Source organism: Alteromonas sp. ABH4_454 (genome assembly GCF_056311775.1).
The window spans coordinates 93129-115886 of the sequence record NZ_CM149972.1 but is presented as its reverse complement, the minus strand read 5'-3'; the positions used below and the strand labels follow the sequence as shown (position 1 = coordinate 115886).

Annotated in this window: 21 protein-coding genes and 1 pseudogene; 19 read left to right on the top strand and 3 right to left on the bottom strand. The window is 44.5% G+C overall.

Annotated features, from left to right (window positions below; all coding sequences use genetic code 11):
• Positions 1-203: 203 nt before the first annotated feature.
• The 13 genes and pseudogenes from fabV (at position 204) to ACYX4W_RS00460 (ending at position 15581) form a co-directional block, all read left to right on the top strand.
• A pseudogene (fabV, locus tag ACYX4W_RS00520) lies at positions 204-1383 on the top strand (enoyl-ACP reductase FabV).
• A 509-nt stretch (positions 1384-1892) separates the two neighbouring features.
• Positions 1893-3233, top strand: a complete 1341-nt coding sequence (locus tag ACYX4W_RS00515) for a Na(+)-translocating NADH-quinone reductase subunit A (protein WP_474804665.1) — start codon at positions 1893-1895, stop codon at positions 3231-3233.
• Between the two features lie 3 nt (positions 3234-3236).
• Positions 3237-4439 carry an NADH:ubiquinone reductase (Na(+)-transporting) subunit B gene (locus ACYX4W_RS00510; protein ID WP_474804667.1) on the top strand — a complete coding sequence of 401 codons (1203 nt, stop codon included), beginning with the start codon at positions 3237-3239 and terminating at the stop codon, positions 4437-4439.
• Positions 4429-5193 carry a Na(+)-translocating NADH-quinone reductase subunit C gene (locus ACYX4W_RS00505; protein WP_014950796.1) on the top strand — a complete coding sequence of 255 codons (765 nt, stop codon included), beginning with the start codon at positions 4429-4431 and terminating at the stop codon, positions 5191-5193. Before ACYX4W_RS00510 ends, ACYX4W_RS00505 begins: the two co-directional genes overlap by 11 nt.
• Positions 5194-5203: 10 nt before the next feature.
• Positions 5204-5836, top strand: coding sequence for an NADH:ubiquinone reductase (Na(+)-transporting) subunit D (locus tag ACYX4W_RS00500; RefSeq protein ID WP_118492037.1), 633 nt, complete (start codon positions 5204-5206; stop codon positions 5834-5836).
• Between the two features lie 3 nt (positions 5837-5839).
• A complete protein-coding gene (gene nqrE, locus ACYX4W_RS00495; protein WP_015068138.1) occupies positions 5840-6448 on the top strand; it encodes an NADH:ubiquinone reductase (Na(+)-transporting) subunit E in 609 nt (202 codons plus the stop codon).
• Between the two features lie 20 nt (positions 6449-6468).
• Positions 6469-7701 carry an NADH:ubiquinone reductase (Na(+)-transporting) subunit F gene (nqrF, locus tag ACYX4W_RS00490; RefSeq protein WP_179984639.1) on the top strand — a complete coding sequence of 411 codons (1233 nt, stop codon included), beginning with the start codon at positions 6469-6471 and terminating at the stop codon, positions 7699-7701.
• A gap of 118 nt (positions 7702-7819) precedes the next feature.
• Entirely contained in the window at positions 7820-8845 is a 1026-nt protein-coding gene (locus ACYX4W_RS00485) for an FAD:protein FMN transferase (protein ID WP_476074372.1), read from the top strand.
• A gap of 9 nt (positions 8846-8854) precedes the next feature.
• The gene (gene nqrM / locus ACYX4W_RS00480; protein WP_014950791.1) at positions 8855-9088 is read left to right on the top strand and encodes a (Na+)-NQR maturation NqrM; all 234 of its coding nucleotides are present in this window, start codon (positions 8855-8857) and stop codon (positions 9086-9088) included.
• A gap of 308 nt (positions 9089-9396) precedes the next feature.
• The gene (locus tag ACYX4W_RS00475; protein ID WP_476074371.1) at positions 9397-12978 is read left to right on the top strand and encodes an FG-GAP repeat domain-containing protein; all 3582 of its coding nucleotides are present in this window, start codon (positions 9397-9399) and stop codon (positions 12976-12978) included.
• 276 nt (positions 12979-13254) lie between these two features.
• Entirely contained in the window at positions 13255-14328 is a 1074-nt protein-coding gene (dinB, locus tag ACYX4W_RS00470; protein ID WP_474857427.1) for a DNA polymerase IV, read from the top strand.
• Positions 14329-14378: 50 nt separating this feature from the next.
• The gene (locus ACYX4W_RS00465; protein WP_474857428.1) at positions 14379-14627 is read left to right on the top strand and encodes a DUF1653 domain-containing protein; all 249 of its coding nucleotides are present in this window, start codon (positions 14379-14381) and stop codon (positions 14625-14627) included.
• 63 nt (positions 14628-14690) lie between these two features.
• Entirely contained in the window at positions 14691-15581 is an 891-nt protein-coding gene (locus tag ACYX4W_RS00460) for an MBL fold metallo-hydrolase (RefSeq protein WP_476074370.1), read from the top strand.
• 81 nt (positions 15582-15662) lie between these two features.
• On the opposite strand, the gene ACYX4W_RS00455 is transcribed toward ACYX4W_RS00460, so the two are convergent.
• Both ACYX4W_RS00455 and ACYX4W_RS00450 read right to left on the bottom strand, forming a co-directional pair.
• The gene (locus ACYX4W_RS00455; protein ID WP_476055747.1) at positions 15663-15881 is read right to left on the bottom strand and encodes a VF530 family protein; all 219 of its coding nucleotides are present in this window, start codon (positions 15879-15881) and stop codon (positions 15663-15665) included.
• A gap of 96 nt (positions 15882-15977) precedes the next feature.
• The gene (locus tag ACYX4W_RS00450) at positions 15978-16871 is read right to left on the bottom strand and encodes a sterol desaturase family protein (protein ID WP_476074369.1); all 894 of its coding nucleotides are present in this window, start codon (positions 16869-16871) and stop codon (positions 15978-15980) included.
• Between the two features lie 86 nt (positions 16872-16957).
• Here ACYX4W_RS00450 and ACYX4W_RS00445 point away from each other — a divergent pair, with 86 nt between their 5' ends.
• Positions 16958-17629 carry a Crp/Fnr family transcriptional regulator gene (locus tag ACYX4W_RS00445; protein WP_476074368.1) on the top strand — a complete coding sequence of 224 codons (672 nt, stop codon included), beginning with the start codon at positions 16958-16960 and terminating at the stop codon, positions 17627-17629.
• Between the two features lie 96 nt (positions 17630-17725).
• On the opposite strand, the gene rutR is transcribed toward ACYX4W_RS00445, so the two are convergent.
• Positions 17726-18397 (bottom strand): HTH-type transcriptional regulator RutR, encoded by a 672-nt coding sequence (rutR, locus tag ACYX4W_RS00440; protein WP_476074367.1) that lies wholly within the window; start codon positions 18395-18397, stop codon positions 17726-17728.
• Between the two features lie 309 nt (positions 18398-18706).
• Here rutR and rutA point away from each other — a divergent pair, with 309 nt between their 5' ends.
• The 5 genes from rutA to ACYX4W_RS00415 all read left to right on the top strand — a co-directional run bounded on the left by rutA (position 18707) and on the right by ACYX4W_RS00415 (position 22738).
• Complete coding sequence (gene rutA, locus ACYX4W_RS00435) at positions 18707-19795, top strand: pyrimidine utilization protein A (RefSeq protein ID WP_476074366.1); 1089 nt, start codon at positions 18707-18709, stop codon at positions 19793-19795.
• Positions 19795-20526, top strand: a complete 732-nt coding sequence (gene rutB, locus ACYX4W_RS00430) for a pyrimidine utilization protein B (protein ID WP_476074365.1) — start codon at positions 19795-19797, stop codon at positions 20524-20526. Before rutA ends, rutB begins: the two co-directional genes overlap by 1 nt.
• A 216-nt stretch (positions 20527-20742) precedes the next feature.
• Positions 20743-21126 (top strand): pyrimidine utilization protein C, encoded by a 384-nt coding sequence (rutC, locus tag ACYX4W_RS00425; RefSeq protein ID WP_476074364.1) that lies wholly within the window; start codon positions 20743-20745, stop codon positions 21124-21126.
• Between the two features lie 58 nt (positions 21127-21184).
• A complete protein-coding gene (gene rutD / locus ACYX4W_RS00420) occupies positions 21185-22021 on the top strand; it encodes a pyrimidine utilization protein D (RefSeq protein ID WP_476074363.1) in 837 nt (278 codons plus the stop codon).
• A 96-nt stretch (positions 22022-22117) separates the two neighbouring features.
• Positions 22118-22738, top strand: coding sequence for a malonic semialdehyde reductase (locus tag ACYX4W_RS00415; RefSeq protein ID WP_476074362.1), 621 nt, complete (start codon positions 22118-22120; stop codon positions 22736-22738).
• Positions 22739-22758 lie beyond the last annotated feature (20 nt).

Here is a 22758-nt window from a genome sequence, read left to right as displayed (position 1 = left end):
CAGCACACTAATAATCTGGACGCGTTTACGTGTCGCTTGTTTAAATCTAAATATGTGATGCTACTATGTTTTGTTGGTGAGAATGCATGTATGCGATATGCTGGCAAAAGCGAATTAAAGGTTAGCAGGGTCCCATCTGCTCCGAGTTGTTATCAGTGGCTTCGGCATTACAATAGCCCCACGCTCAAATAAGGAAAATTATTATGGTTATCAAGCCTAAAGTGAGAGGCTTCATTTGTACAAACGCGCACCCGGTAGGCTGTGCTAAAGCGGTTGATGAACAAATTGCTTATGTGGAAGCAAAAGGTGACTTAGGCGAAGGCCCTAAAAATGTACTGGTTATTGGTAGCTCTACAGGCTACGGCTTAGCGTCACGCATCACATCTGCCTTTGGTTATGGCGCAAAAACATTAGGTGTTTGTTTTGAAAAAGCGCCAACGGAACGCAAAACAGGGACTGCTGGTTGGTACAACACGGCAGCATTCCATGAAAAAGCCAAAGCAAAAGGCTTGTATGCAGATACTATTAATGGCGACGCCTTTTCTGATGAAATCAAAAGCGAAGCTATCGAAAAAATCAAAGCTGAAATGGGTAAGGTTGACTTGGTTATTTATAGCCTTGCGTCTCCGCGCAGAACCGACCCAGAAACCGGTGTGACCTACAAGTCGACGCTTAAGCCAGTAGGCGAGGCATACACCACAAAAACTTACGATACAGATAAAGACAAAGTGCATGAAGTGGCGCTTGAGCCTGCCAACGACGATGAGATCCTCAACACCATTAAAGTGATGGGTGGCGAAGATTGGGAACGTTGGATGGACTTTTTACGAAATGCTGATGTGCTAGCAGAAGGCTGCAAAACCACTGCCTATACCTACATTGGTAAAGAGCTTACATGGCCTATCTACGGTCAAGCGACTATCGGCAAAGCAAAAGAAGACCTTGATCGCGCTGCAGACTGCTATTATTGGCAAAAACAGTGACTTGCTTGTACAAGCAAACGTAAGCTCACTAAAAGCGCTCGTGACGCAAGCAAGTTCTGCCATTCCCGTCATGCCGCTTTATATTTCACTTATTTACAAAGTGATGAAAGAAGAGGGCACACACGAAGGCTGTATTGAACAGATTCATGGTTTGTTCACACAGTGCCTGTTTGGCAATACGCCTACGTTAGATGAAGCAAATCGCTATCGCATGGACGGCAAAGAAACAAATGACGCTACTCAAGCGAAGATTAAAGCGCTATGGGACCAAGTGACACAAGAGAACTTTCATGACTTAAGTGACTACAAAGGTTACCACCATGAGTTCCTAAAGCTGTTTGGTTTTGACATTGACAGCGTTGATTACGACAGTGAAGTTGACCCATTGGTTAAGTGGTAAAGCCTAAACTTACCATTAATTAACTTAATGCAATTCGTGCAAAAGCCGTCTGATTTGACGGCTTTTTTGTACCGAATTACAAGCCGATATAGGGTGTCATCGAAAAAATTGTAAATGAATAAGACCAAAGGTTTACATTAAATTGTAGAAAAATTTGCCTTTATCTTGAAATAGCGTGGCACAAACGTATGGGTTAATGCTAAAATCCCGAAATTAAGTAGGGGTCTTTTCTGCCTCTACCAAAACAGCAGTGGCGATTGCAGCTACACAACAACAATAATAAGTGTAAATTTCTGCTGGTGGTCTATATAGAAAGGACGAACAAAGCGTCCGCTAAAGGAATTATGCGTTACGGCTTCATAACAGGCTGACCGTAGCAATTGCAGCAAGTTCCATCAATCAACAAAAAAGGTGTCTAACACCTGTTAATAGTGCGTTTTTGCATGCTGACAGGCAGGTTTCCTGCGGTCATGCAAAAGGGTATTTCTATTAGAGTAGTGCAATTACATATGATAAAAATCAAGAAAGGTCTCGACCTCCCAATTGAGGGAGCGCCAAAGCAGGAGATTGCTGATGCATCTGCTGCAACGCGCGTTGCCATTCTGGGAGAAGAATATGTGGGTATGCGCCCTACCATGCACGTCCAAGTTGGCGATGTAGTGAAGAAAGGTCAGGTTCTTTTTGAAGACAAAAAGAACCCTGGCGTTAAATTCACTGCTCCAGCTGCGGGTGAAGTGGTAGAGGTTAACCGTGGTGCAAAACGTGTTCTTCAGTCTGTAGTTATCAAAATGAACGGCAGCGATGCCGTAACATTTGATAAAATTGCAGCTGACCAGATCGCGAGCGCAACACGTGAGCAGCTTCAGTCAATCCTTGTAGAGTCAGGCATGTGGACAGCGTTACGCACACGTCCATTCAGCAAATCGCCTCAGCTAGACTCTGTACCAAACTCAATTTTCGTTACAGCAATGGATACTAATCCACTTGCAGCAGATCCTGCTGTGATTATTGCTGAGCGCCAAGACGATTTCGTAAATGGTCTTAAAGCGCTAACGCAATTGAGCGGTGGCAAGACTTACGTTTGTAAAGCGGCAGGTGCTTCTGTTGCTACTGGCGATGCGGCAGTTGATGTTGAAGAGTTTGGCGGTCCTCACCCTGCGGGCCTACCGGGTACTCATATCCACTTCCTTGATTCAGCCGGCATGAACAAAACGGTTTGGCACATTAATTACCAAGACGTTATGGCGATTGGTGCATTGCTAACTACAGGTGAATTAGATAACCGCCGTGTTATCTCACTTGCAGGTCCTGCTGCAACAAACCCACGTCTAGTGCGCACTGTAATTGGCGCAGACGTGACCGAGCTAACTGCGAATGAGCAAGTAGACGGTGAAGTACGTGTTGTTTCTGGTTCTGTACTTAACGGTACAACTGCAATGGGCGTACACGGTTTCTTAGGTCGTTTCCACACCCAAGTTTCACTATTAAAAGAAGGTCACGAGAAGAAATTGTTCGGTTGGATCCTACCTGGTTCAAACCAACACTCAGTGACACGCGCTTACTTAGGTCACCTAAGTGGTAGCAAGAAATTTGATATGACAACAACTACCAATGGTTCAGAACGTTCTATGGTTCCAATTGGTAATTACGAACGCGTTATGCCCCTAGATATCATTCCTACGCTTCTGCTTAGGGACCTGATTTCTGGTGATACTGACGGTGCTCAGACGTTGGGTTGCTTAGAGTTGGACGAAGAAGATTTGGCATTGTGTACTTATGTATGCCCAGGCAAATACAACTACGCTCCTATCTTACGCGACTGTTTGACCACGATAGAGAAAGAGGGTTAAGTCATGGGTTTAAAAGCGTATTTAGAAAAAATTGAGCCGGATTTCGAGCCGGGTGGTAAGCATGAAAAATGGTACGCGCTTTACGAAGCTGCAGCGACCATCTTTTATACGCCAGGTAAAGTAAACAAAGCTAACACGCACGTGCGTGACAGCATTGACCTTAAGCGCATCATGATCATGGTATGGATGGCAACATTCCCAGCTATGTTCTTTGGTATGTATAACATTGGTTTCCAAGCGCAAGAAGCTATTGCTGCTGGCGCAGGAACGCTGCCTGACACATGGCAAGCAGGTCTATTCGCTGCCCTTGGCGGTGACTTGGCAAATGCGGGAACACTAGGTCTATTCTTCTATGGCGCATGTTTCTGGCTGCCAATCTACGCGGTAACGTTCGCGGTAGGTGGTTTCTGGGAAGTATTGTTCGCGTCTGTGCGCAAGCACGAAGTTAACGAAGGTTTCTTCGTTACATCGGTACTGTTCGCACTAACACTTCCAGCTACTATTCCTCTATGGCAAGTTGCACTAGGTATTACCTTCGGTGTTGTAATTGCTAAAGAAGTATTCGGTGGTACAGGTCGTAACTTCCTTAACCCAGCATTGTCTGGTCGTGCGTTCCTTTACTTTGCGTACCCTGCACAAATTTCAGGTGACCAAGTATGGGTAGCGGCAGATGGTTATTCTGGTGCAACGTCTCTAAGCCAAGCGGCTTCTGGCAACCTTGATTACGCGAACATGGATCAGTGGATGAACAGCTTCATCGGTACTATCTCAGGTTCAGCGGGTGAGGTGTCTACCCTTGCTATTATTCTTGGTGGCTTGTTCATCATGTACATGCGTATAGCAAGCTGGCGGATTGTTGCTGGTGTAGCAATTGGTGTTGCCTTCTTCGCAACTTTGCTAAACCTAATTGGCAGCGATACTAACCCTATGTTTGCAATGCCTGCACATTGGCACTTTGTTGTTGGTGGTCTTGCTTTTGGTATGTTCTTTATGGCGACAGACCCAGTTTCTGCGTCGTTCACTAACCAAGGTAAGTGGGCTTACGGTATCTTCATTGGTTTCATGACGGTACTAATCCGCGTCCTAAACCCAGCCTTCCCTGAAGGTGTAATGCTAGCAATTCTATTTGCTAACTTGTGGGCGCCACTGTTCGACTATTTCGTCGCACAAAGCAATATCAAGCGGAGGGTAGCACGTGTCGGCTAAGAAAGAATCTTTAGGCAAAACGGTAGGTATTGTTGTTGCCGTATGTTTAGTTTGTTCAATTGTTGTTTCTGGCGCGGCTGTTGGCCTTCGCTCTTTACAACAAACAAACGCAGCTCTAGATAAAAAGAGCAACATTCTTAATGCTGCAGGCCTTTATGAAATGGGCATGAGCAATAGCGCAATTGAAAGCACGTACAGCGAGCGAGTAGAACAGCGTTTTGTTAATCTTGACGAAGGTACTTTCGTAGAAGCGCCTAAGCCAGATTACGACATGTATAAAGCAGCCAAAGAAACTGAGTACAGCACAAAGGTAACTAACAGCAATGTTGGTTTCCAGCGCCGCCCTAACGTGGCAAGTGTTTACTTAGTTCGCGACGACGCAGGTGATGTTTCTCGTATCATCCTTCCTGTTCACGGCAGCGGCCTTTGGGATCTTATGTACGGTTTCTTAGCGGTAGACGCAGACGGCCAAACGGTTCGCGAGCTTATTTACTATCAGCAAAAAGAAACGCCAGGACTAGGTGGTGAAGTGCAAAACCCTGCTTGGCAGGACAAATGGGACGGCAAAGAGCTTTACGAGAATGGCGAAGTTGCTATTCGCGTAGTGAAAAATGCTAACCCTAGCAATCCTCACACTATCGATGCGCTTTCAGGTGCAACCCTAACCAGCAACGGTGTTGAAAACACTATTCGTTACTGGGTAGGCGAGCAAGGCTTCGGCCAGTTCCTGAAGAACCAAGCATGGCGTTCATAAGGGAAGTCTCATGGCAGATACTAAAGAAATGAAAAAGGCCCTCTTTGGGCCAATCCTGGACAACAACCCGATCGCCCTACAGGTATTGGGTATCTGTTCAGCACTGGCAATTACCACTAAGCTGGAAACAGCATTGGTAATGTCGCTTGCGCTTACAAGCGTTGTAGCGTTCTCAAACTTGTTTATTTCACTAATTCGTAACCAGATTCCATCTAGCGTTCGAATTATTATCCAGATGACCATTATTGCGTCGTTGGTAATCGTGGTTGACCAAATTCTGAAAGCGTATTCGTATGAAATATCGAAGCAGCTGTCGGTATTCGTTGGTCTTATTATTACTAACTGTATCGTAATGGGTCGTGCTGAAGCTTACGCCATGAAGAGCCCACCTCTGATGAGCTTCCTTGATGGTATTGGTAACGGCTTGGGTTACTCTTTCATTCTAGTTGTAATTGGTACAATTAAAGAGCTATTTGGTTTCGGTACTATTTTAGGTTTCGAAATCCTTCCACTGGTTCAAAACGGTGGCTGGTATCAGGGTAATGGTTTGTTAATCCTACCATTCAGCTCATTCTTCTTAATCGGCGGTATGATTTGGGTTATCCGTACCATCCGTCCTGAGCAAGTAGAGCCTAAGGAGTAAGTCATGGAACATTATTTGTCGTTATTTGTTCGCTCAATTTTCGTTGAGAACATGGCGTTATCACTTTTCTTAGGTATGTGTACCTTCCTTGCGGTATCTAAGAAAGTAAAAACTGCTATGGGTCTTGGTGTTGCTGTTATCGTGGTACTAGGTATCTCGGTTCCGGTTAACCAAATTATTTATGTAAACATTCTTGCTCCAGGCGCATTAGCATGGGCAGGTTTCCCTGAAGCTGACTTAAGCTTCCTTAACTTCCTAACCTTTATCGGTGTTATTGCGGCATTGGTACAGATCCTAGAGATGAGCTTAGATAAGTTCTTCCCTGCGCTTTATAACGCACTAGGTATCTTCCTTCCGCTTATTACCGTTAACTGTGCAATCTTCGGTGGTGTAGCGTTCGCAGTACAGCGTGAATATAACCTGACCGAAAGTGTTGTTTACGGCGTAGGAAGTGGTATTGGTTGGGCAATTGCAATTGTGTTGCTTGCGGCAGTACGTGAAAAGCTTAAGTATGCTGATATGCCAGATGGTGTTCGTGGTCTAGGTTCTGTATTTATGATCGCGGGTCTAATGGCACTAGGCTTCCAGTCATTCACTGGTATTCAGCTGTAAGAAAGCTCGGGAGCATATAAATGAATAATGTAGAAATATATCTAGGCGTAGGCATGTTCATTGCCATCGTTCTAGCGCTGGTATTTATTATCATGTTTGCCAAGTCTAAATTGGTACCAAGCGGTGATGTTACTATCACTATCAACGGTGACCCAGACAAAGCAATCAAAACAGAGCCAGGTGGTAAGTTACTTGGTGCTCTAGCTGATGCAGGATACTTCGTATCTTCTGCGTGTGGTGGCGGTGGCTCATGTGGTCAGTGTCGTGTAGATGTACACTCAGGTGGTGGTGAAATTCTTCCAACTGAACTAGACCACATCACTAAAGGTGAAGCACGCGAGGGCTGCCGTCTTTCATGCCAGGTTGCTATTAAGCAAGACATGGAAATCGAGCTAGAAGAGTCAGTATTTGGTGTTAAGAAATGGGATTGTGAAGTTATCTCTAACGATAACAAAGCAACCTTCATCAAAGAACTTAAGCTTAAAATTCCTAACGGTGAAAGCGTACCTTTCCGTGCAGGTGGTTATATTCAGATTGAAGCGCCAGCGCACCACGTTAAGTACAAAGAGTTCGACATTCCTGAAGAATATCGCGGTGACTGGGAGCGTTTTGGCTTCTTCGACATCGAGTCTAAAGTAGACGAAGAGACGATTCGTGCGTACTCAATGGCGAACTACCCAGAAGAAGAAGGCATTATTATGCTGAACGTGCGTATCGCTACGCCGCCACCTAATAACCTAAGCCTACCTGCGGGTAAAATGTCATCGTACATTTGGAGCCTGAAAGAAGGTGACAAAGCGACTATCTCTGGTCCGTTCGGTGAATTCTTCGCGAAAGAAACTGAAAACGAAATGGTATTCGTAGGTGGTGGTGCAGGTATGGCCCCAATGCGTTCTCACATCTTCGATCAGCTTCGTCGCCTTAAGTCTAAGCGTAAGATGAGCTTCTGGTACGGTGCACGTTCACTTCGTGAAATGTTCTATACAGAAGACTTCGACGAGCTAGCAGCAGAAAACGATAACTTCGAGTGGCACGTAGCACTTTCTGATCCTCAACCAGAGGACAACTGGGAAGGTTACACAGGGTTCATTCACCAAGTACTTCTAGAGAATTACTTGAAAGATCACCCTGCACCAGAAGACTGTGAGTTCTACATGTGTGGACCACCTATGATGAACGCGGCCGTAATCAACATGCTTAAAGATCTAGGTGTTGAGGACGAAAACATCATGCTAGATGACTTCGGTGGCTAAGCTACCAAGCTAACAAGCAATTTAAAAAAAGGGGCGAAAGCCCCTTTTTTGTTTAAGCTTAACGCAATAACGTACATAGAAGCTTTACAGCTTTGTACATGTAAGTAAGGACAACAATGTGATTCGTTTTGGTATTCGAATTTTTCTCGCTTTTGTTGCTATTGGTATTCTTGTACTAGCAAGCTGCAGTGACGAAAAAACGCCTGTAGTGCACCTTCAAGGACAGACTATGGGAACAACCTACAATGTGAAATACCTTGTAGCTGAAACGCCAGTAGAAGGCTTACAAGCTGAAATAGATGCTCGCCTTGTTGACGTTAACAAGATGATGTCGACCTACGACCCAACGTCAGAGCTCTCACGCTTTAATCAATATCGCTATACCGATAATTTTGCTGTGTCGCCCGATACCCTTACCGTGGTAAACGAAGCTTTGCGATTGGCTAATCTTAGTGGTGGTGTACTAGATGTGACTGTTGGTCCACTGGTTAACCTATGGGGGTTTGGCCCCACTAAGCGCCCTGAGAAAGTGCCAAGTCAGGCAGACATCGACGATATCCGTGAATATGTGGGCTATAAGAAACTATCAACTACACCAACAGGCTTAAAGAAAAGCCATCCAATGTTGTACGTCGACCTATCGACTATTGCTAAAGGTTTTGGTGTTGACGAAGTGGCCGAGATCCTTGAAAAGCACGGTATTGAAAACTACCTTGTGGAAATAGGCGGTGAAATGCGCGTGAAAGGCGAACGCGGCGACGGCAGTGAATGGCTTATTGCTATAGAAAAGCCTGTTACCACTGAACGCGCTGTTCAAAAAGTTGTCTCAATAGGTGAAAACGCGGTTGCTACATCAGGTGATTACCGTAACTATTACGAAGAAGACGGTGTTCGTTATTCGCACCTAATCGACCCTACAACGGGCAAACCTATCTCACACAACTTGGTTTCTGTAACCGTTGTTAACCCCTCATCTATGACGTCAGATGGTTTAGCTACGGCATTTAATGTGATGGGGTGGGAACAAGCAATAGCGGTTGCTGAGCAAGAACAACTTGCTGTATTCCTCATTCGTCGCACAGAAGACGGATTTGAAGAGTATGCATCGCCAGAATTTGATAAACTGGTTACAGTTCATAATTAGGGGGTAGCAATGTCTACATTCATTCTTGCTTTTGGTTTCTTTCTAACAATGGTACTGGCTATGGCCGTTGGCTACCTATTTCAGAAAAAATCAATCTCTGGAAGCTGTGGCGGCTTAGGGGCACTAGGTATCGAAAAAGCCTGTGACTGTCCAGAACCGTGCGATCGTAAAAAGTCACGTATGGAAAAAGAAGAAGCCCGCCAGAAAAAATTAAACGAGTGGAAGCAAAACCAAATTTTGTAATGCTTAATCTCTCGTTGGCTTAAGTTATAAAAGCGCTGTTTGATACTCATCGACAGCGCTTTTTTGTATCTGATAGATGGAGATTTTACGTCGAATCTGCACAGCTAACCTAATGTAACTTGTCGGGGATGCTTCATGGGCGACACCACTTAAAGGGAGCGTTATCTTTACGAACAAGCCATGAACAGGCGTTAATATTTTAGCACTTTGTTAGCTCTACCCATATTTCGTTGCTCCACATTTGTATTTAGGTTAAATTTACATCTCATAAAATTCTAATATAAACAATAAAACATCAAGGAAGAGTTATGACACGCAGTGTACGCCTCGGGACCTTCAGTATAATCGCGTTATCCCTAGCCGCATGTGGAGGCGGAGGTTCGGACTCTGATGTGTCGGATAACGGAGGCTCCACTCCGGTTTCTTCATCATCAATCATCAAAAACGCTAAAGACTACACTCCATCGCGCCTCAACACTGCAGCAAAGGCAATTGCAAACGCCCAATACCAAGGCGAAACAGTCAATGCGGAAGTGGACATAGAGCTGGTCCAAGAAGCGTTCAATTTATTGTTTAATGATTCAGTTATGACAGTCCCAGAACTGGCAGAACAGGACTTTTCTGATGATGTGAACGGCGGAACGATTAAAAACACGTATGCCTGTGATCAAGGTGGTAGTGTTGCTTATGACGGCAAAGTATCCGATACCTTGACAGGTACCATCGCCATGAATTACCAAAATTGTTGGTTGTATAGCAATGGCGTTGCTATTTCTGGGTCGACGGCTATTGCCATTGAAAGCGTGTCAGATAGCGCTGCGAAATACAGTATGTATTTCGACAGTCTGACATGGACTATCGAAGGTGTACCCTATACTTTGTCTGGCGTCGTCTCAATCGATGAGGGCTTCAACGAAACTAACAGTAGCTATTACGTAGATACCAGTCAACATGTCGCGTTCACTATAGGCGCAGAGCAATATAAATTAACGGGGAATTACGACATATCCTATTCGCCCAATGAAAGCCTTAACCATGCTGAATTAGACTTCTATGTTGGCTCTAAAGGTAAACTAGCTGTCGAAGCAGAGGCCCCTGAGTATTTATGGCCATACATGTACGATGGCGAAGTAGTAGTAGCGGGTGATAAAACTGCAACCTTACTTTTCGAACAAAGCACTATTCGTTATTTAGAAGATACAGATAACGACGGTACCTACGACCTAGGTACATTTATAATTGATGGTCATGATTTAATTAGTGGTAACCTTGCAGACAGATCACTTGTCGCTATTGCTGACATGTCCATGCCACCCACTGTCTATGCACCTGATTTTTATACTTGGGACAACGTGGACACGACGACACCCATTACTGTTAGCCCTGGCTATTATAATGATAGCGATACAGACTACGAAGATTTAACGGTCAGTTTCCGCTGGTATCTCAATGGCAACTTAGTAGAGGACGTTTCAGGGGATACCTTTCCAGCCTACCGCGCTGTATTTAACGATGTAGTAGAAGTATCAATGGTCGTCTCTGATAGCGCTAACACTGTAGAGTCAGGTCGCACTTCAATCACTCTGGCGGATGCACCGGCACAAGTAGCATTCGAGAATTTACCAGAGTCAGTGTCTCCTGGCGAATATATCGAATTTAGTGCAATTGTGTCTGACCCTGATCTTGGCGACAATCAAGGGGTTCCGACCTTAGTGTCAGCGCCTTCAGGCGCTACCATTAACGAAGATGGATTGATTTCTTGGCAAGCGCCGAGTAATCAGTTGTTTAAAACCCAACTTTACGAATTTGGTTTTTCAACGGGTGAAGAAGGTGCCGAAGTAGTCAAAACTGATGTCTCAGTGACTAATAATGACGTTCAAGAGTTAGCTCGCTCGGGTATTGAAGTGCCTAAAATGAACAATTCAATGGTAGTGGGTGATTTCGACCACGACGGTGACAATGAAGTTCTCTCCACCGATTCTGCAAATCGAGTGTTCTTACTGTCTTATCAAAACGGCAACTACAACCAAACTTGGATGTATCCCTACAAAATCGAGCACGGTGAAACAGTAAAACAAGTTCTCAGTACCGATTTTGATAACGACGATTACCCCGATATTTTAGTGATATCTGAACACGGCGTATCTGTCGTTACCGACATTGATGAAGCGGCCACAACGCTTTTTACCACCGACAATTTCATACATAGTGCTGTTCTAGGAGACATAGACAACGATGGTGACGATGAATTGGCCTACCTATATTCATCACGTGATTACGGCGATGCCGATAATATTGTGGTGGTAGATCTTAATTCACCCGAAACACCTTTATTTACGTTTACCGCTGAAGATACCTATGAAATTGCTCTGGGTAATGTAGATTCCGACACTCAGTTAGAACTGGTTACCAATTCTGGTTTAGTTTATGACCTTGATTCTGGTGAAAACCAGTGGTTTTTGAACTCAGGATTTGGTAGTCATCACATTGCCGTTGCCGATATAAATAGCGACGGTATTGATGAAATTGTAGGCGCTGACAGTTGGTCTTATATCTATGTGTACTCAGCACAAGACAAGTCTCAAATAACGAGTGTTGAGAATTTTAATACTTGCGACATTAGCGCAGGGAAACTGACTGACGATAGTGATCCTGTATTGCTTGTAGGGGACTGCCAATGGGGCAATGTCCACGCCATGAAGCTGTCTAGTAACACGCTCACTTCAGTATTTAGCGTTGATATGGTTGATCATGGTTCGACTTCGCTGACCCTTGGCGATGCCGACAATGATGGCCTTAACGAACTGTTATGGGGCACCGGCACTACACATTCTGGTGAAAATTTACTCGTAACGGCAGATGTCACAGCCACTTCTGCAACAATAAAAACGACGGCAACCACACATCAACTAGATAGCTTTAGTGCGGCTGGGTGGGCAGATTTGTACCCTGGTGACGAACGTGCTGTTTTCTTCGTGCCAAGCACGGGTAGTGGTTATGACGGCTCTAAGGTCTTACTAATGGAGAACACAGGGAATTACATTACTAGTGAAGAGATTTCTTCTAACTGGGATAACTCTAGTGTTGCTGTAACTACCGATTACAACAATGACGGTGCTGGTGATTTATTCCTACCTAGTGCAGAAACCTATGATGGCGCATTCGCTGCAATGCGATTAAATGATTTCTCTATTCAATATGAGATTACAGGCGATTATTCAAATGATGTTTCAGTTATCAAGGCATTCGACTTCAATAACGATGGTTTCGATGATGCAGTGTATGTTGATGGTCGCACATTAAAAGCGGTCGACGTGAATAATCAAGTTATGTTGGCCACTTACACCATGCCTCAATATTTCCGTGATTTTGATATTGCCGCGATCAATGGCAATGTGTACGTGGCGCTTTCTCAAGGCGACGACATAACGCAATTACTCAAACCAACAACATCAGGTTTCTCTATTCAGGCAAGCGCCGATATTTCTTGCGCGCGCCTTACCTTTATTAATGCTGATAGTGACGCTGCCGCTGAACTGGCCTGTTATAATCAGAACCAATCTCTAGTTATGTATGATGTAGCTGACACCAGTTTGACCAAGACATCGGAAGTTTCGATAAATAAGGTTATTGTAGACATGGTAGCCAATCCAGTAACCGCTACTGAACAGACACTTCTTGTGACAACGGCGCATGACAATGATTGGAGTTACTACGGTGCTTCTGAACTCAGCGAAATGACGGTTGAAGGCATCAGTATTTGGAAAAGCCCTGCGTTGATTGGACCGGCCCGCAGCCACTCTCTACACGCGAGAAAGTCTGCTGAGGGAAGCCTAGAAGTGATGATGGCAACATCTCGGGTAATGTATTGGTTAGGCCGAGCGAATTAGGTAAAACTGCTGGGACAATTTGGATACTTGTTTTGGCGTTTACATAATTGAGCGGCGACACATCAATGTTGGTGTGTCGCCGCTTTTTGTTTAGAACTTTAATTCTGGCAACGTTCTGTAAAAAACACGCGTTTCAACTTGAGCCATTCATGCAAAAGAGTGAGGACCAATCAATCTCGTTAATTATCAAAACGAGGTAGTGTAATTAAACACTATTGATAATATACTGTCTTTTTGTACAGTTTCGTGTGAGCACGTTAAGAGCAAAGGCAGGTAATGCGAAAAATTATCCACGTCGACATGGATTGTTTTTACGCCGCAGTAGAAATGCGCGATAACCCAGCCTTGCGCGATATTCCCATTGCTATTGGCGGCAGTGCCGACAGACGCGGTGTTATCTCTACCTGTAATTATCCCGCCCGAAAATTTGGTGTACGCTCGGCTATGGCTACCGCGTATGCGTTAAAACTATGTCCCAATCTTACTTTAGTGAAAGGCCGCATGGAGGTGTATGCCGCTGAGTCGCAAAAAATACGTAAAATTTTTGCAGACTATACCGACCTTATTGAACCCCTATCATTAGATGAAGCCTATTTGGACGTTACTAACAGTGAGTTTTGTGGTGGTAGCGCTACGTTAATCGCTGAAGAAATACGTGCACGCATTGAAAGCGAGTTAGGTCTTACCGCTTCAGCAGGGGTCGCGCCCTGCAAATTCGTGGCAAAAGTAGCCAGCGATGAAAACAAGCCTGACGGTATTTGCGTGATCACGCCCGATAAACTTGATGAGTTTGTACGCGAAATGCCGCTAAAGAAAATTCCAGGCGTAGGCAAAGTTACCATGCAAAAGCTTCAGCGCATGGGGCTCAATACGTGTAACGATGTTCGCCAGTATCCTTTCGAACGCATTCAAAAAGAGCTGGGCAAATTCGGTAGTGTGCTATGGGAACGGGCTCATGGCATCGATGAGCGCGAGTTGTCAGTATCTCGAGAGCGCAAGTCTATAGGTGTAGAGCGCACGCTAAGCGAAGATATACACACTATCGAGCAATGCATCGACTTTTTGCCCCACTTGTTTGAAAAGCTTCAGGAACGAATGGAGAACCATAAGAAGCGGACAGGCAAGCCTGTGCGTATTCGCACACAAGGCGTAAAGCTTAAGTTTAACGACTTTCAGCTGACCACGGTTGAACATCGTTGCGCTACGCTTGATGAAGCTTATTTTCGTACATTAATGCAGGAAGCTTTTGAACGCGCAACAGGGCGTGGCATCCGTCTTGTAGGCGTGCATATAGGTCTTGCCGCCGACCAATCAACACAACAGCTGGTTTTGCCTTTTGAGCCAATTTAATTAACACTAGCGCCTTATTCTTTGACGCAACACTTACCTTGAAGGTCACAATGGATTCAATACAACTTAAAACCCCCGGCCGTTACAAGCATTATAAAGGCAATTTATACGATGTTTACGAAGTGGCGACGCATTCAGAAGACGAAAGTAAGTTAGTGGTATATCGGCCGTGTTATGGCGAAAAGGCGTTATGGGTTCGCCCTCTCGATATGTTTTTAGAGTCAGTGGAAAAAGACGGAGAGACACTTCCTCGTTTTGCTTATGTGGGTGATATCCCTAATGACGAAAAAATGATCTAATTGTGAAATTAGGTCATAGTGTAAGAGGTCTTATTTAAACAGGCTTCTTACAAGGAAATAATAATGAAAACTGCCCCTCGTTTTAGTGCCCACATTATGGCTGCGTTCTTAGCTGCTAGTCCTTTAATTTATTCATCGGTTAATCCAGCAAATGCACAAGACAGGTTCGCCGATGTTGAAGTAAAGGCAACCGCGATAAAAGGCTCTGTTCACATGCTTACAGGCGCAGGTGGAAATATTGGCGTATCAGCTGGGGAAGATGGTGTTCTTATCATCGACGATCAATTTGCGCCATTGGCTGAAAAAATAGCGGCTCAGCTTGGCGAACTAGGCAGTGATAAGCCTAAATATGTGATAAATACTCATTATCACGGCGATCACACAGGCTCTAATGCATTTTTCCACAGCCATAAAGGCGCGACCATTCTGGCCCATGAAAATGTACGCGTACGCTTAGCTAACGATGAAAAGATAAAACCGGAAGCCCTGCCAACCATTACCTATGAAGATGGCATTAAAATTTACTTTAATGGTGAGACCTTACATGTCATACATTTAGCGGTAGGTCACACTGATGGCGATAGCGTAGTGTGGTTTGAGCAACCCAACGTCATGCACACGGGCGACTTATTCTTCAATGGTCGTTTTCCCTACATTGACCAAGGTGCAGGTGGCAATGTAGAAGGCTACATGGAATCGGTAGAGCAGTTGCTAGCGAAAATAGATGACGAGACCATTATCATTCCGGGCCACGGCGAAATCAGCAACAAGCAAGAATACACCGCATTTTTAGCTATGATCAGCGAAACCTTTGACTACGTTAAGAAACTCAAGCAAGACGGCAAAACCCTTGATGAAGTAAAAGCGATGGGCCTAGATGAAAAGTGGGCCGACTGGAGCTGGAATTTCATCAATGAAGAGAAGTGGATAGCGACACTCTACAAAGACGCCTAGCAAAAAATAACAGTGGGGTCAGAGTCAGGGCTCTGACCCCCAATAAAATATGGTGCATTGTAAAACGCACTTTATCAGTGACTACTCACTAAACGTTTGGATATAAAGCTGCTCTACTTTATCTCGCGCCCACTGGGTCTTTCTAAGAAACTTAAGTGACGATTTAATCGAAGGGTCGTTGTTAAAGCAGTTCACTCTTATGCGGTAATACAACCCGTCCCAGCCGTAGCGCTCATGAAGCTGCGTTACGATTTTCTCTAGCGTTAAGCCGTGTAGGGGATTGTTGGGTTGTTCATTCATAGTATGGCGCTGCTCTGTCTCATTTCGAACTGCTAGTTTATCACGAACAACGGGGTCAGAGTCACAACTCTGACCCCATAACTTTTTGATGCCACACTAAGCGCTAGTCTTCGCTGCCTGTTGCGTTTTTTGTTGCTCTGAATTGAGCACAGGTAAGCCCTTATTGGAAGACTCAGTCTTTAACTGCTTTGGCTTTCTCGGGGTTTTGTACAGCGGCCAAATTAGTTGTTCTTTCCAGTCGGCGTAAAACATACCCTCAATACCGTATTGCGCAGGATATTGCCTTGTTATCTTAGCGGTACCAAATAATACATCCCAAAAGAACAATAGGTTGCCGTAATTACCTTTGTAATTGGTCACGCCGTCATCTGCTTTTAATCCATGATGCGCACTATGTGTAGAAGGCGTTGATATGGTGCGCTCGACCACCCAAGCAATAGGGTGTAACAAAGGTATATTGTACAGTACTTTGTCCCACTTCCACTCTGCATGAGCGCCAGTTATCACAGTAAGCTTTGCCACTAAATAAAAGGCGTAGGTCCAACCTAACCCCAAATAAATTAGCGCGCCAGAAAACCATAATGACGGCATAAATAGATAATAGAAGAAGTTATTTCTGTAGATAATACGAACACTCATGTACTTAGCATTGTGGTGGGCTCGATGTAAGTTATAGAGAAATCGGGTTGAGTGCGAAAGCCTGTGCCACCAGTATTGCATCATGTCATCAAATATTAAAAGCAGTGCTAGGTGCAAAAGAATAGGGGAACCTGTAAGCGCCCCCTGAAATTGGGGGAATGCTAACGCCATTATTGCGGCAGAGCAAAAGAGAACCAGAGGTTGTGTTACGGTAAATAATAGTAACGTACCGATAAGCTCTACTTTTCCATCATCGCTGACTTCCGTAGCTTTTTTAAATAGCTTACCGCTCTTGGCTTCCAGCAAAGCAAACGTAACAAAAACGGCCAAAATTGCCCATTGATAGCTCATAGTAATTACTCCCACACACGATTGTTGAGTGTGAATTTACATTGCGTTAACATCGCAGAATATATACTTATATAGATTTTATGAGCATGTCTTACATTCACGGTATACAGCAGACGGTTATGCCTGATGATTATCTCGATATTTGTATACCCTTTGGAAAGGTAAAAACCTATGCAGCGACCTCGACTATTCACGATAGAGGAAGCAAAAACAAAGGGTTGTCTATTGTTATGTCTGGAGAAGTTAAAATAGGTAATTATGGATTGGACGGCAGTTATCAAATTACCACCATACTGCAACGCGGAGATACGTTTGGAGAATTTACGCTATATGCTTCACTTGCCAGAACCCACCACGCACTAGCGCTAACGCAATGTAAGATACTACAGGTCCCTGAACCTGCTTTTCGTTCTCTTATAAACCAGCATCCTGTAATCTCTGACTTTATTTCTCGATCACTCGCAATAAAGCTTCACGCGGCGCTAGAAAGGCTAGATGATATTCGACGTTTACCCACTTATGTTCAGTTGGCTAAGTTGATTTACCAGTCATATTTGACGACACAAAGTGACGTTATACCCCTGCGGCAAAGCGATTATGCAGAGAGGTTGGGAGTAACAGTACTTACCGCACATAAGTCGCTAACTAAGTTGTATGACTTGCAACTTATAGAGAAACGATATGGAGGAATAGCTATCACCAATGTTGAGCGCCTTAAAAATTTTCTAAAAGACAGTTCGTCTATATTACCTTTGTAGGGACTCTTAGTACTCACTCAAAAATTATAACGACCTACTGCAAGTGTTATCTGAACAAAATACATTGAGTGTTCCCCCCAGTTGATTGGATTTTGATTAAGGCTTTAGCCCGTCTAAAATAATGTGCTGAATGTTGCTAAGCGTGCTATCGAAGAAGTCGGGATCGCTTAAATCTTTGCCGGTGATGGCTTTAATCTGAACGCTGAAATCTGCGTAGTGCTGCGTTATGGCCCAAATGCTGAATATCAGATGCATGGGGTCGACAGGTTTTAATTTGCCGGCTTCAATCCACGCATTAATCACGGCGCTTTTTGCATCCAGCAATGTTTTAAGCGGCGTTTCTAATTCCTTTATTAAAAGCGGTGCACCTTGTACCACTTCCATACAAAAAAGCTTTGATTCGGTTGGGTTGTCTCTCGACATTTCAAGTTTTACTTTTATGTATTCACTCAAGGTGGCTATGGGTTCCTGTTCTGCAGAAAAGCTTTGTAGCGGCGTTAGCCATACATCTAATAGGTGAGTGATTACCGATAAGTAAAGGCCATCTTTGCTTTTAAAGTAATACAGTAAATTACTCTTTGATACATTCGCTAATTCCGATACTTGTTCTACGGTTGTGCCGCTTACACCGTTTTTTGAAAACAGAGAAAGGGCAGCATCCATAATGCGGTTACGCTTTTCTTGAAGCGCCTTTTCTCTTCGTTTCTGGGTAGTAGGGCTAAATGCTCTTGCTGTTTTTGTATTTAATTGGTCTTCAGATTTACTCACTACTCAATTCTTCTTAACCGGATTTCTGCAATCTGGCGCATAGTTTACGCGCAGTTTTCTAACCTATAAACCCATTTGCACAAATATGCACCAATTAAGTTCAGTTGCACTGGACTGGATGTTCCAAATTGAACCAATAGGTCTAATTTCAAAGTTAAAGATATTTAAGTTGTTGAAATTTAAGTGTTTAATAAATTGGCCTGCTTTGTGCTGTTCACTATGTATACCGCCACTTCAATGTTTTGAATTCGGCAACCTTAAAAAAAGCGGGGTAAACCGCTTAAAACGCAGACAAGCAGAGGGAACAACATGGATATAGGTGTATTTATTCCGATTGGTAACAACGGCTGGTTAATTTCTAAAAATTCGCCTCAGTTCAAACCATCGTTCGATCTCAACAAAGAGATTGTAATGAAGGCAGAAAAGTACGATATGGACTTCGCGCTCTCTATGATCAAGTTGCGCGGTTTTGGCGGTGAAACAGAGTTTTGGGACTACAACTTAGAGTCGTTTACCTTGATGGCTGGTCTTGCCGCTGTTACTTCAAAAATACAACTGTATGCCACAACTGCAACGTTGGTCTTGCCACCAGCGATCATGGCACGCATGGCGACTACTATCGATTCTATTTCCAACGGTCGTTTTGGGGTCAACTTGGTTACTGGCTGGCAACGCCCTGAATATTCTCAAATGGGCATGTGGCCGGGCGATGAGTTTTTCGGTAACCGCTACGAATATTTAGATGAATACATCAAAGTTGTGAAAGAGCTTTGGGAAACAGGGAAAAGTGATTTTAAAGGCGAGCATTTCCAAATGGATGACTGCCGTATGCTGCCCAAACCACAGCGTAAAATACCGCTTATTTGTGCAGGGCAAAGTGCCGCGGGTATGGATTTCTCGGCCCGTCACGCCGACTATAACTTCTGTTTTGGTAAAGGTGTAAATACACCTACCGCATTTGCGCCTACCGCTGCGCGCTTGACCGAAGCGGCGGAAAAGCACGGTCGCAGCGTTGGCTCCGCGGTACTTATCATGATCATTGCTGATGAAACCGACGAAGCAGCTATGGCTAAATGGGAAAGCTATAAAGACGGTAAAGATCAGTCAGCGTTAGATTGGATGGCAACGCAAGGCGCGGCAGACAAAAAGTCAGGCAAAGACACCAACATTCGCGACATGACCAATCCAACCTCAGCGGTAAACCTGAATATGGGTACCCTTGTTGGCTCTTATGAATCAGTCGCTTCTATGCTAGATGAAATCGCGACGGTTCCAGGCTGTGAAGGTGTATTGCTAACCTTTGATGATTTCCTTAAAGGTATGGATGATTTCGGCACTAAAATTCAGCCGTTAATGAAGTCCCGTCAGCATTTACTTGAAACATCGGGAGCAGCCTAATGTCTGCCGGTGAAATATTTGAAGTGTCAGGGTGCTTTCAAGCACGTCAAACAGGGCAGCCAGTGCTGCCTGCCAAACCTGAGCCCTTAACCCTAAACCCATCTGAAACCGTCGTGATAGTTGTGGATTTGCAGAACGCTTATGCCAGTAAAAACGGTTATTTAGACAAAGCGGGGTTTGACGTCTCTACTACTGCGCCGGTTATTGAAAATACCGTTAAGGTGCTTGATACCGCTCGTGCCGCAGGCATGCCGGTGGTGTTCTTACAAAATGGGTGGGACTCGGATTATAAAGAAGCGGGAGGCCCTGGCTCACCTAACTGGTATAAGTCTAACGCCCTTAAAACTATGCGCAGACAGCCAGAATTGAAGGGGAGTTTGCTTGCCAAAGGTACTTGGGACTATGCACTTGTAGATGCACTAAAACCTCAAGCTGGCGATATCGTTATCCCTAAAACCCGTTATAGCGGTTTTTATAACACCAATTTAGACAGCATGCTGCGGGCTCGTGGTATTCGCAATTTAGTGTTTACCGGCATTGCCACTAACGTATGTGTAGAGTCGACGCTGCGCGATGGCTTCCATCTGGAATATTTTGGTGTGGTGCTTGCTGACGCAGCCTATCAAGCTGGCCCGCCAGAGATTCATGAAGCGTCTCTTTTTAATATTCAAACGTTTTTCGGTTGGGTGTCTACCACGGCGCAATTTTGTGAGGTGTTTAAACCTTCTTAATTTTAAAAACCAAGTCGTGAACTCGCAGCACGTAAAGCGAAAGCCCATTTAGCTTAAACCCATAGCAGCGATTAAAAAGTGGGAAAGAAAGCTTAAAAGCGAGAAACCGATAATAGTAAAAATAAAGGGCAACAAGTAGCGCTGCCTTTATAAAAAATTAGCTAAAGCAGTACTAAAAGCACTGTGTAAATAGCGCAGAGAATGAGGAATGTAATTATGCCGAAGAACGCCATTATTCCAGCGGGTACTTCAACGCCAATAGCCCCTTTTGTTCCGGGCTCCATGGCTGACAATATTCTCTATGTGTCAGGCACTTTGCCGTTTGATGAAAATAATGATGTGGTGCATGTAGGTGACGCTGAAGCGCAGACTCGCCATGTGTTAGAAACCATAAAAAGCGTTATTGAAGAGGCGGGTGGCACTATGGATGACGTCACCTTTAACTCAATTTTTATTACCGATTGGGACGACTACGCCGCGGTAAACAAGGTTTACGCCGAATACTTCCCAGGCGAAAAGCCTGCTCGCTACTGCATTAAAGTTGGGCTGGTAAAGCCTGAAGCCTTAATTGAAATTGCCTCTACAGCACACATTGGGTAAGCGGTTATGTTTGGACTTCCCATTAATTGTGCTCATTGGTTTTATATAGGTGAGCTTTATGCCTTCTGATAAGCGGGCAAGCTACGCCCACATGAGCGGCGAAATGCACGGCAAGACACATTACGAAATACATGGTCTGACGTCGCCAGACGCGCCAACGGTTGTATTCAGTTCAGGGTTAGGCGGGGCTGCTAAGTTTTGGCAGCCCCAACTGGCTGACTTTACCCAATACTACCGAGTGATCACTTACGACCAACTTGGAACCAACAAAAGTGTAGGTAACTTGCCAGCGAACTACAGTATTTCTGATATGGCAAATGAACTCGCCGCACTGCTGAAAAAACTGGAAGTGCAGCAGTGCCATTTTGTTGGTCATGCGCTTGGTGGGCTGGTGGGCTTAGAACTAGGGTTTACTCAGCCCAACCTACTGCAAAGCCTAGTGCTAGTAAATGCATGGAGTAGCCCCAATCCGCACACCCTGCGCTGCTTTGATATACGCAAAGCCTTACTCGCTGCGGATAGAAAAGATATGTACCTACAACTGCAAGCGCTGCTGCTATTTCCACCTGACTGGATAGCCGCGAATGCACAGCACTTAGACGATGAAGAGGCACATTTACTCAACCATTTTCCTGATGTAGATAACTTGCTAGCGCGTATCGGCGCGCTAAGCGCATTCGATATCGATGACAAGCTAGCAAATATCACTACACCAACATTAGCACTGGCAAATAAAGACGACACCTTGGTTCCATGGCAGCGCTCAAAAATACTAGCTGATGCCATGCCTAACGCAGAGTTATCGGTAATGGAATATGGCGGTCATGCATCGAACATTACGGTGCCTGAGGCATTTAATAAATTGGTGTTGGGATACTTACAGCGCATAGCTTAATTGTTCACACGTAAGTGCCTCAGAACAATGCGCTCAAGACAATACCTAGGCGGCTAAGACGCTGTCTAGCAATTTGAAAACTGGAAAGACATAGAAATGACGGTATTAGAAAAAACTGAATATGAAACGAAAGGCCCTATAACCGAAAGTGGTCTAGCTCAGTTATTTAGCTGTGCACACACCCACACTACATGGCTGGATAAAAAGATAGATGAGGCAGTCGTAAAGCAGCTTTATGACTTAGTGAAAGTAGGCTCGACATCAGCAAATTGCAGCCCGGCGAGATTTGTTTTTATTACCTCAGATGAAGGGCGAGAAAAACTTAAGCCTTGTCTTTCAAGCGGTAACGTAGAGCAAACTATGACCGCACCTTGTACGGTTATCGTGGCTTACGATGAAGAGTTCTATGAAGAGTTACCTACGCTATTTCCTTATGCGGATGCTAAGAGCTGGTTTACTTCAAGCCCTGAAGCCGCTTATGAAACCGCGATGCGAAACAGTTCCATGCAGGGCGCTTATTTAATTAGCGCCGCGCGTGCACTCGGTCTTGATGCCGGTGCCATGTCTGGCTTTAACCCCAAATTACTTAACGACACATTCTTTTCCGATAGCACGTGGAAGGTGAACTTCTTACTTAACATTGGTTATGGCGATGGAAAGAAAGTGCACAAACGTTTGCCTCGCTTAAGTTTCGAGCAAGCTTGTCAAATATTGTAACGCCAACACAAAGGATATTT

Bases quoted from the DNA above. Each gene is read 5' to 3' on its own strand.
- ACYX4W_RS00515 (WP_474804665.1), top strand. From the start codon at position 1,893: ATGATAAAAATCAAGAAAGGTCTCGACCTCCCAATTGAGGGAGCGCCA.
- ACYX4W_RS00510 (WP_474804667.1), top strand. From the start codon at position 3,237: ATGGGTTTAAAAGCGTATTTAGAAAAAATTGAGCCGGATTTCGAGCCG.
- ACYX4W_RS00500 (WP_118492037.1), top strand. From the start codon at position 5,204: ATGGCAGATACTAAAGAAATGAAAAAGGCCCTCTTTGGGCCAATCCTG.
- nqrE (WP_015068138.1), top strand. From the start codon at position 5,840: ATGGAACATTATTTGTCGTTATTTGTTCGCTCAATTTTCGTTGAGAAC.
- nqrF (WP_179984639.1), top strand. From the start codon at position 6,469: ATGAATAATGTAGAAATATATCTAGGCGTAGGCATGTTCATTGCCATC.
- nqrM (WP_014950791.1), top strand. From the start codon at position 8,855: ATGTCTACATTCATTCTTGCTTTTGGTTTCTTTCTAACAATGGTACTG.
- ACYX4W_RS00475 (WP_476074371.1), top strand. From the start codon at position 9,397: ATGACACGCAGTGTACGCCTCGGGACCTTCAGTATAATCGCGTTATCC.
- dinB (WP_474857427.1), top strand. From the start codon at position 13,255: ATGCGAAAAATTATCCACGTCGACATGGATTGTTTTTACGCCGCAGTA.
- ACYX4W_RS00465 (WP_474857428.1), top strand. From the start codon at position 14,379: ATGGATTCAATACAACTTAAAACCCCCGGCCGTTACAAGCATTATAAA.
- ACYX4W_RS00460 (WP_476074370.1), top strand. From the start codon at position 14,691: ATGAAAACTGCCCCTCGTTTTAGTGCCCACATTATGGCTGCGTTCTTA.
- ACYX4W_RS00455 (WP_476055747.1), bottom strand. From the start codon at position 15,881: ATGAATGAACAACCCAACAATCCCCTACACGGCTTAACGCTAGAGAAA.
- ACYX4W_RS00450 (WP_476074369.1), bottom strand. From the start codon at position 16,871: ATGAGCTATCAATGGGCAATTTTGGCCGTTTTTGTTACGTTTGCTTTG.
- ACYX4W_RS00445 (WP_476074368.1), top strand. From the start codon at position 16,958: ATGTCTTACATTCACGGTATACAGCAGACGGTTATGCCTGATGATTAT.
- rutA (WP_476074366.1), top strand. From the start codon at position 18,707: ATGGATATAGGTGTATTTATTCCGATTGGTAACAACGGCTGGTTAATT.
- rutB (WP_476074365.1), top strand. From the start codon at position 19,795: ATGTCTGCCGGTGAAATATTTGAAGTGTCAGGGTGCTTTCAAGCACGT.
- rutC (WP_476074364.1), top strand. From the start codon at position 20,743: ATGCCGAAGAACGCCATTATTCCAGCGGGTACTTCAACGCCAATAGCC.
- rutD (WP_476074363.1), top strand. From the start codon at position 21,185: ATGCCTTCTGATAAGCGGGCAAGCTACGCCCACATGAGCGGCGAAATG.
- ACYX4W_RS00415 (WP_476074362.1), top strand. From the start codon at position 22,118: ATGACGGTATTAGAAAAAACTGAATATGAAACGAAAGGCCCTATAACC.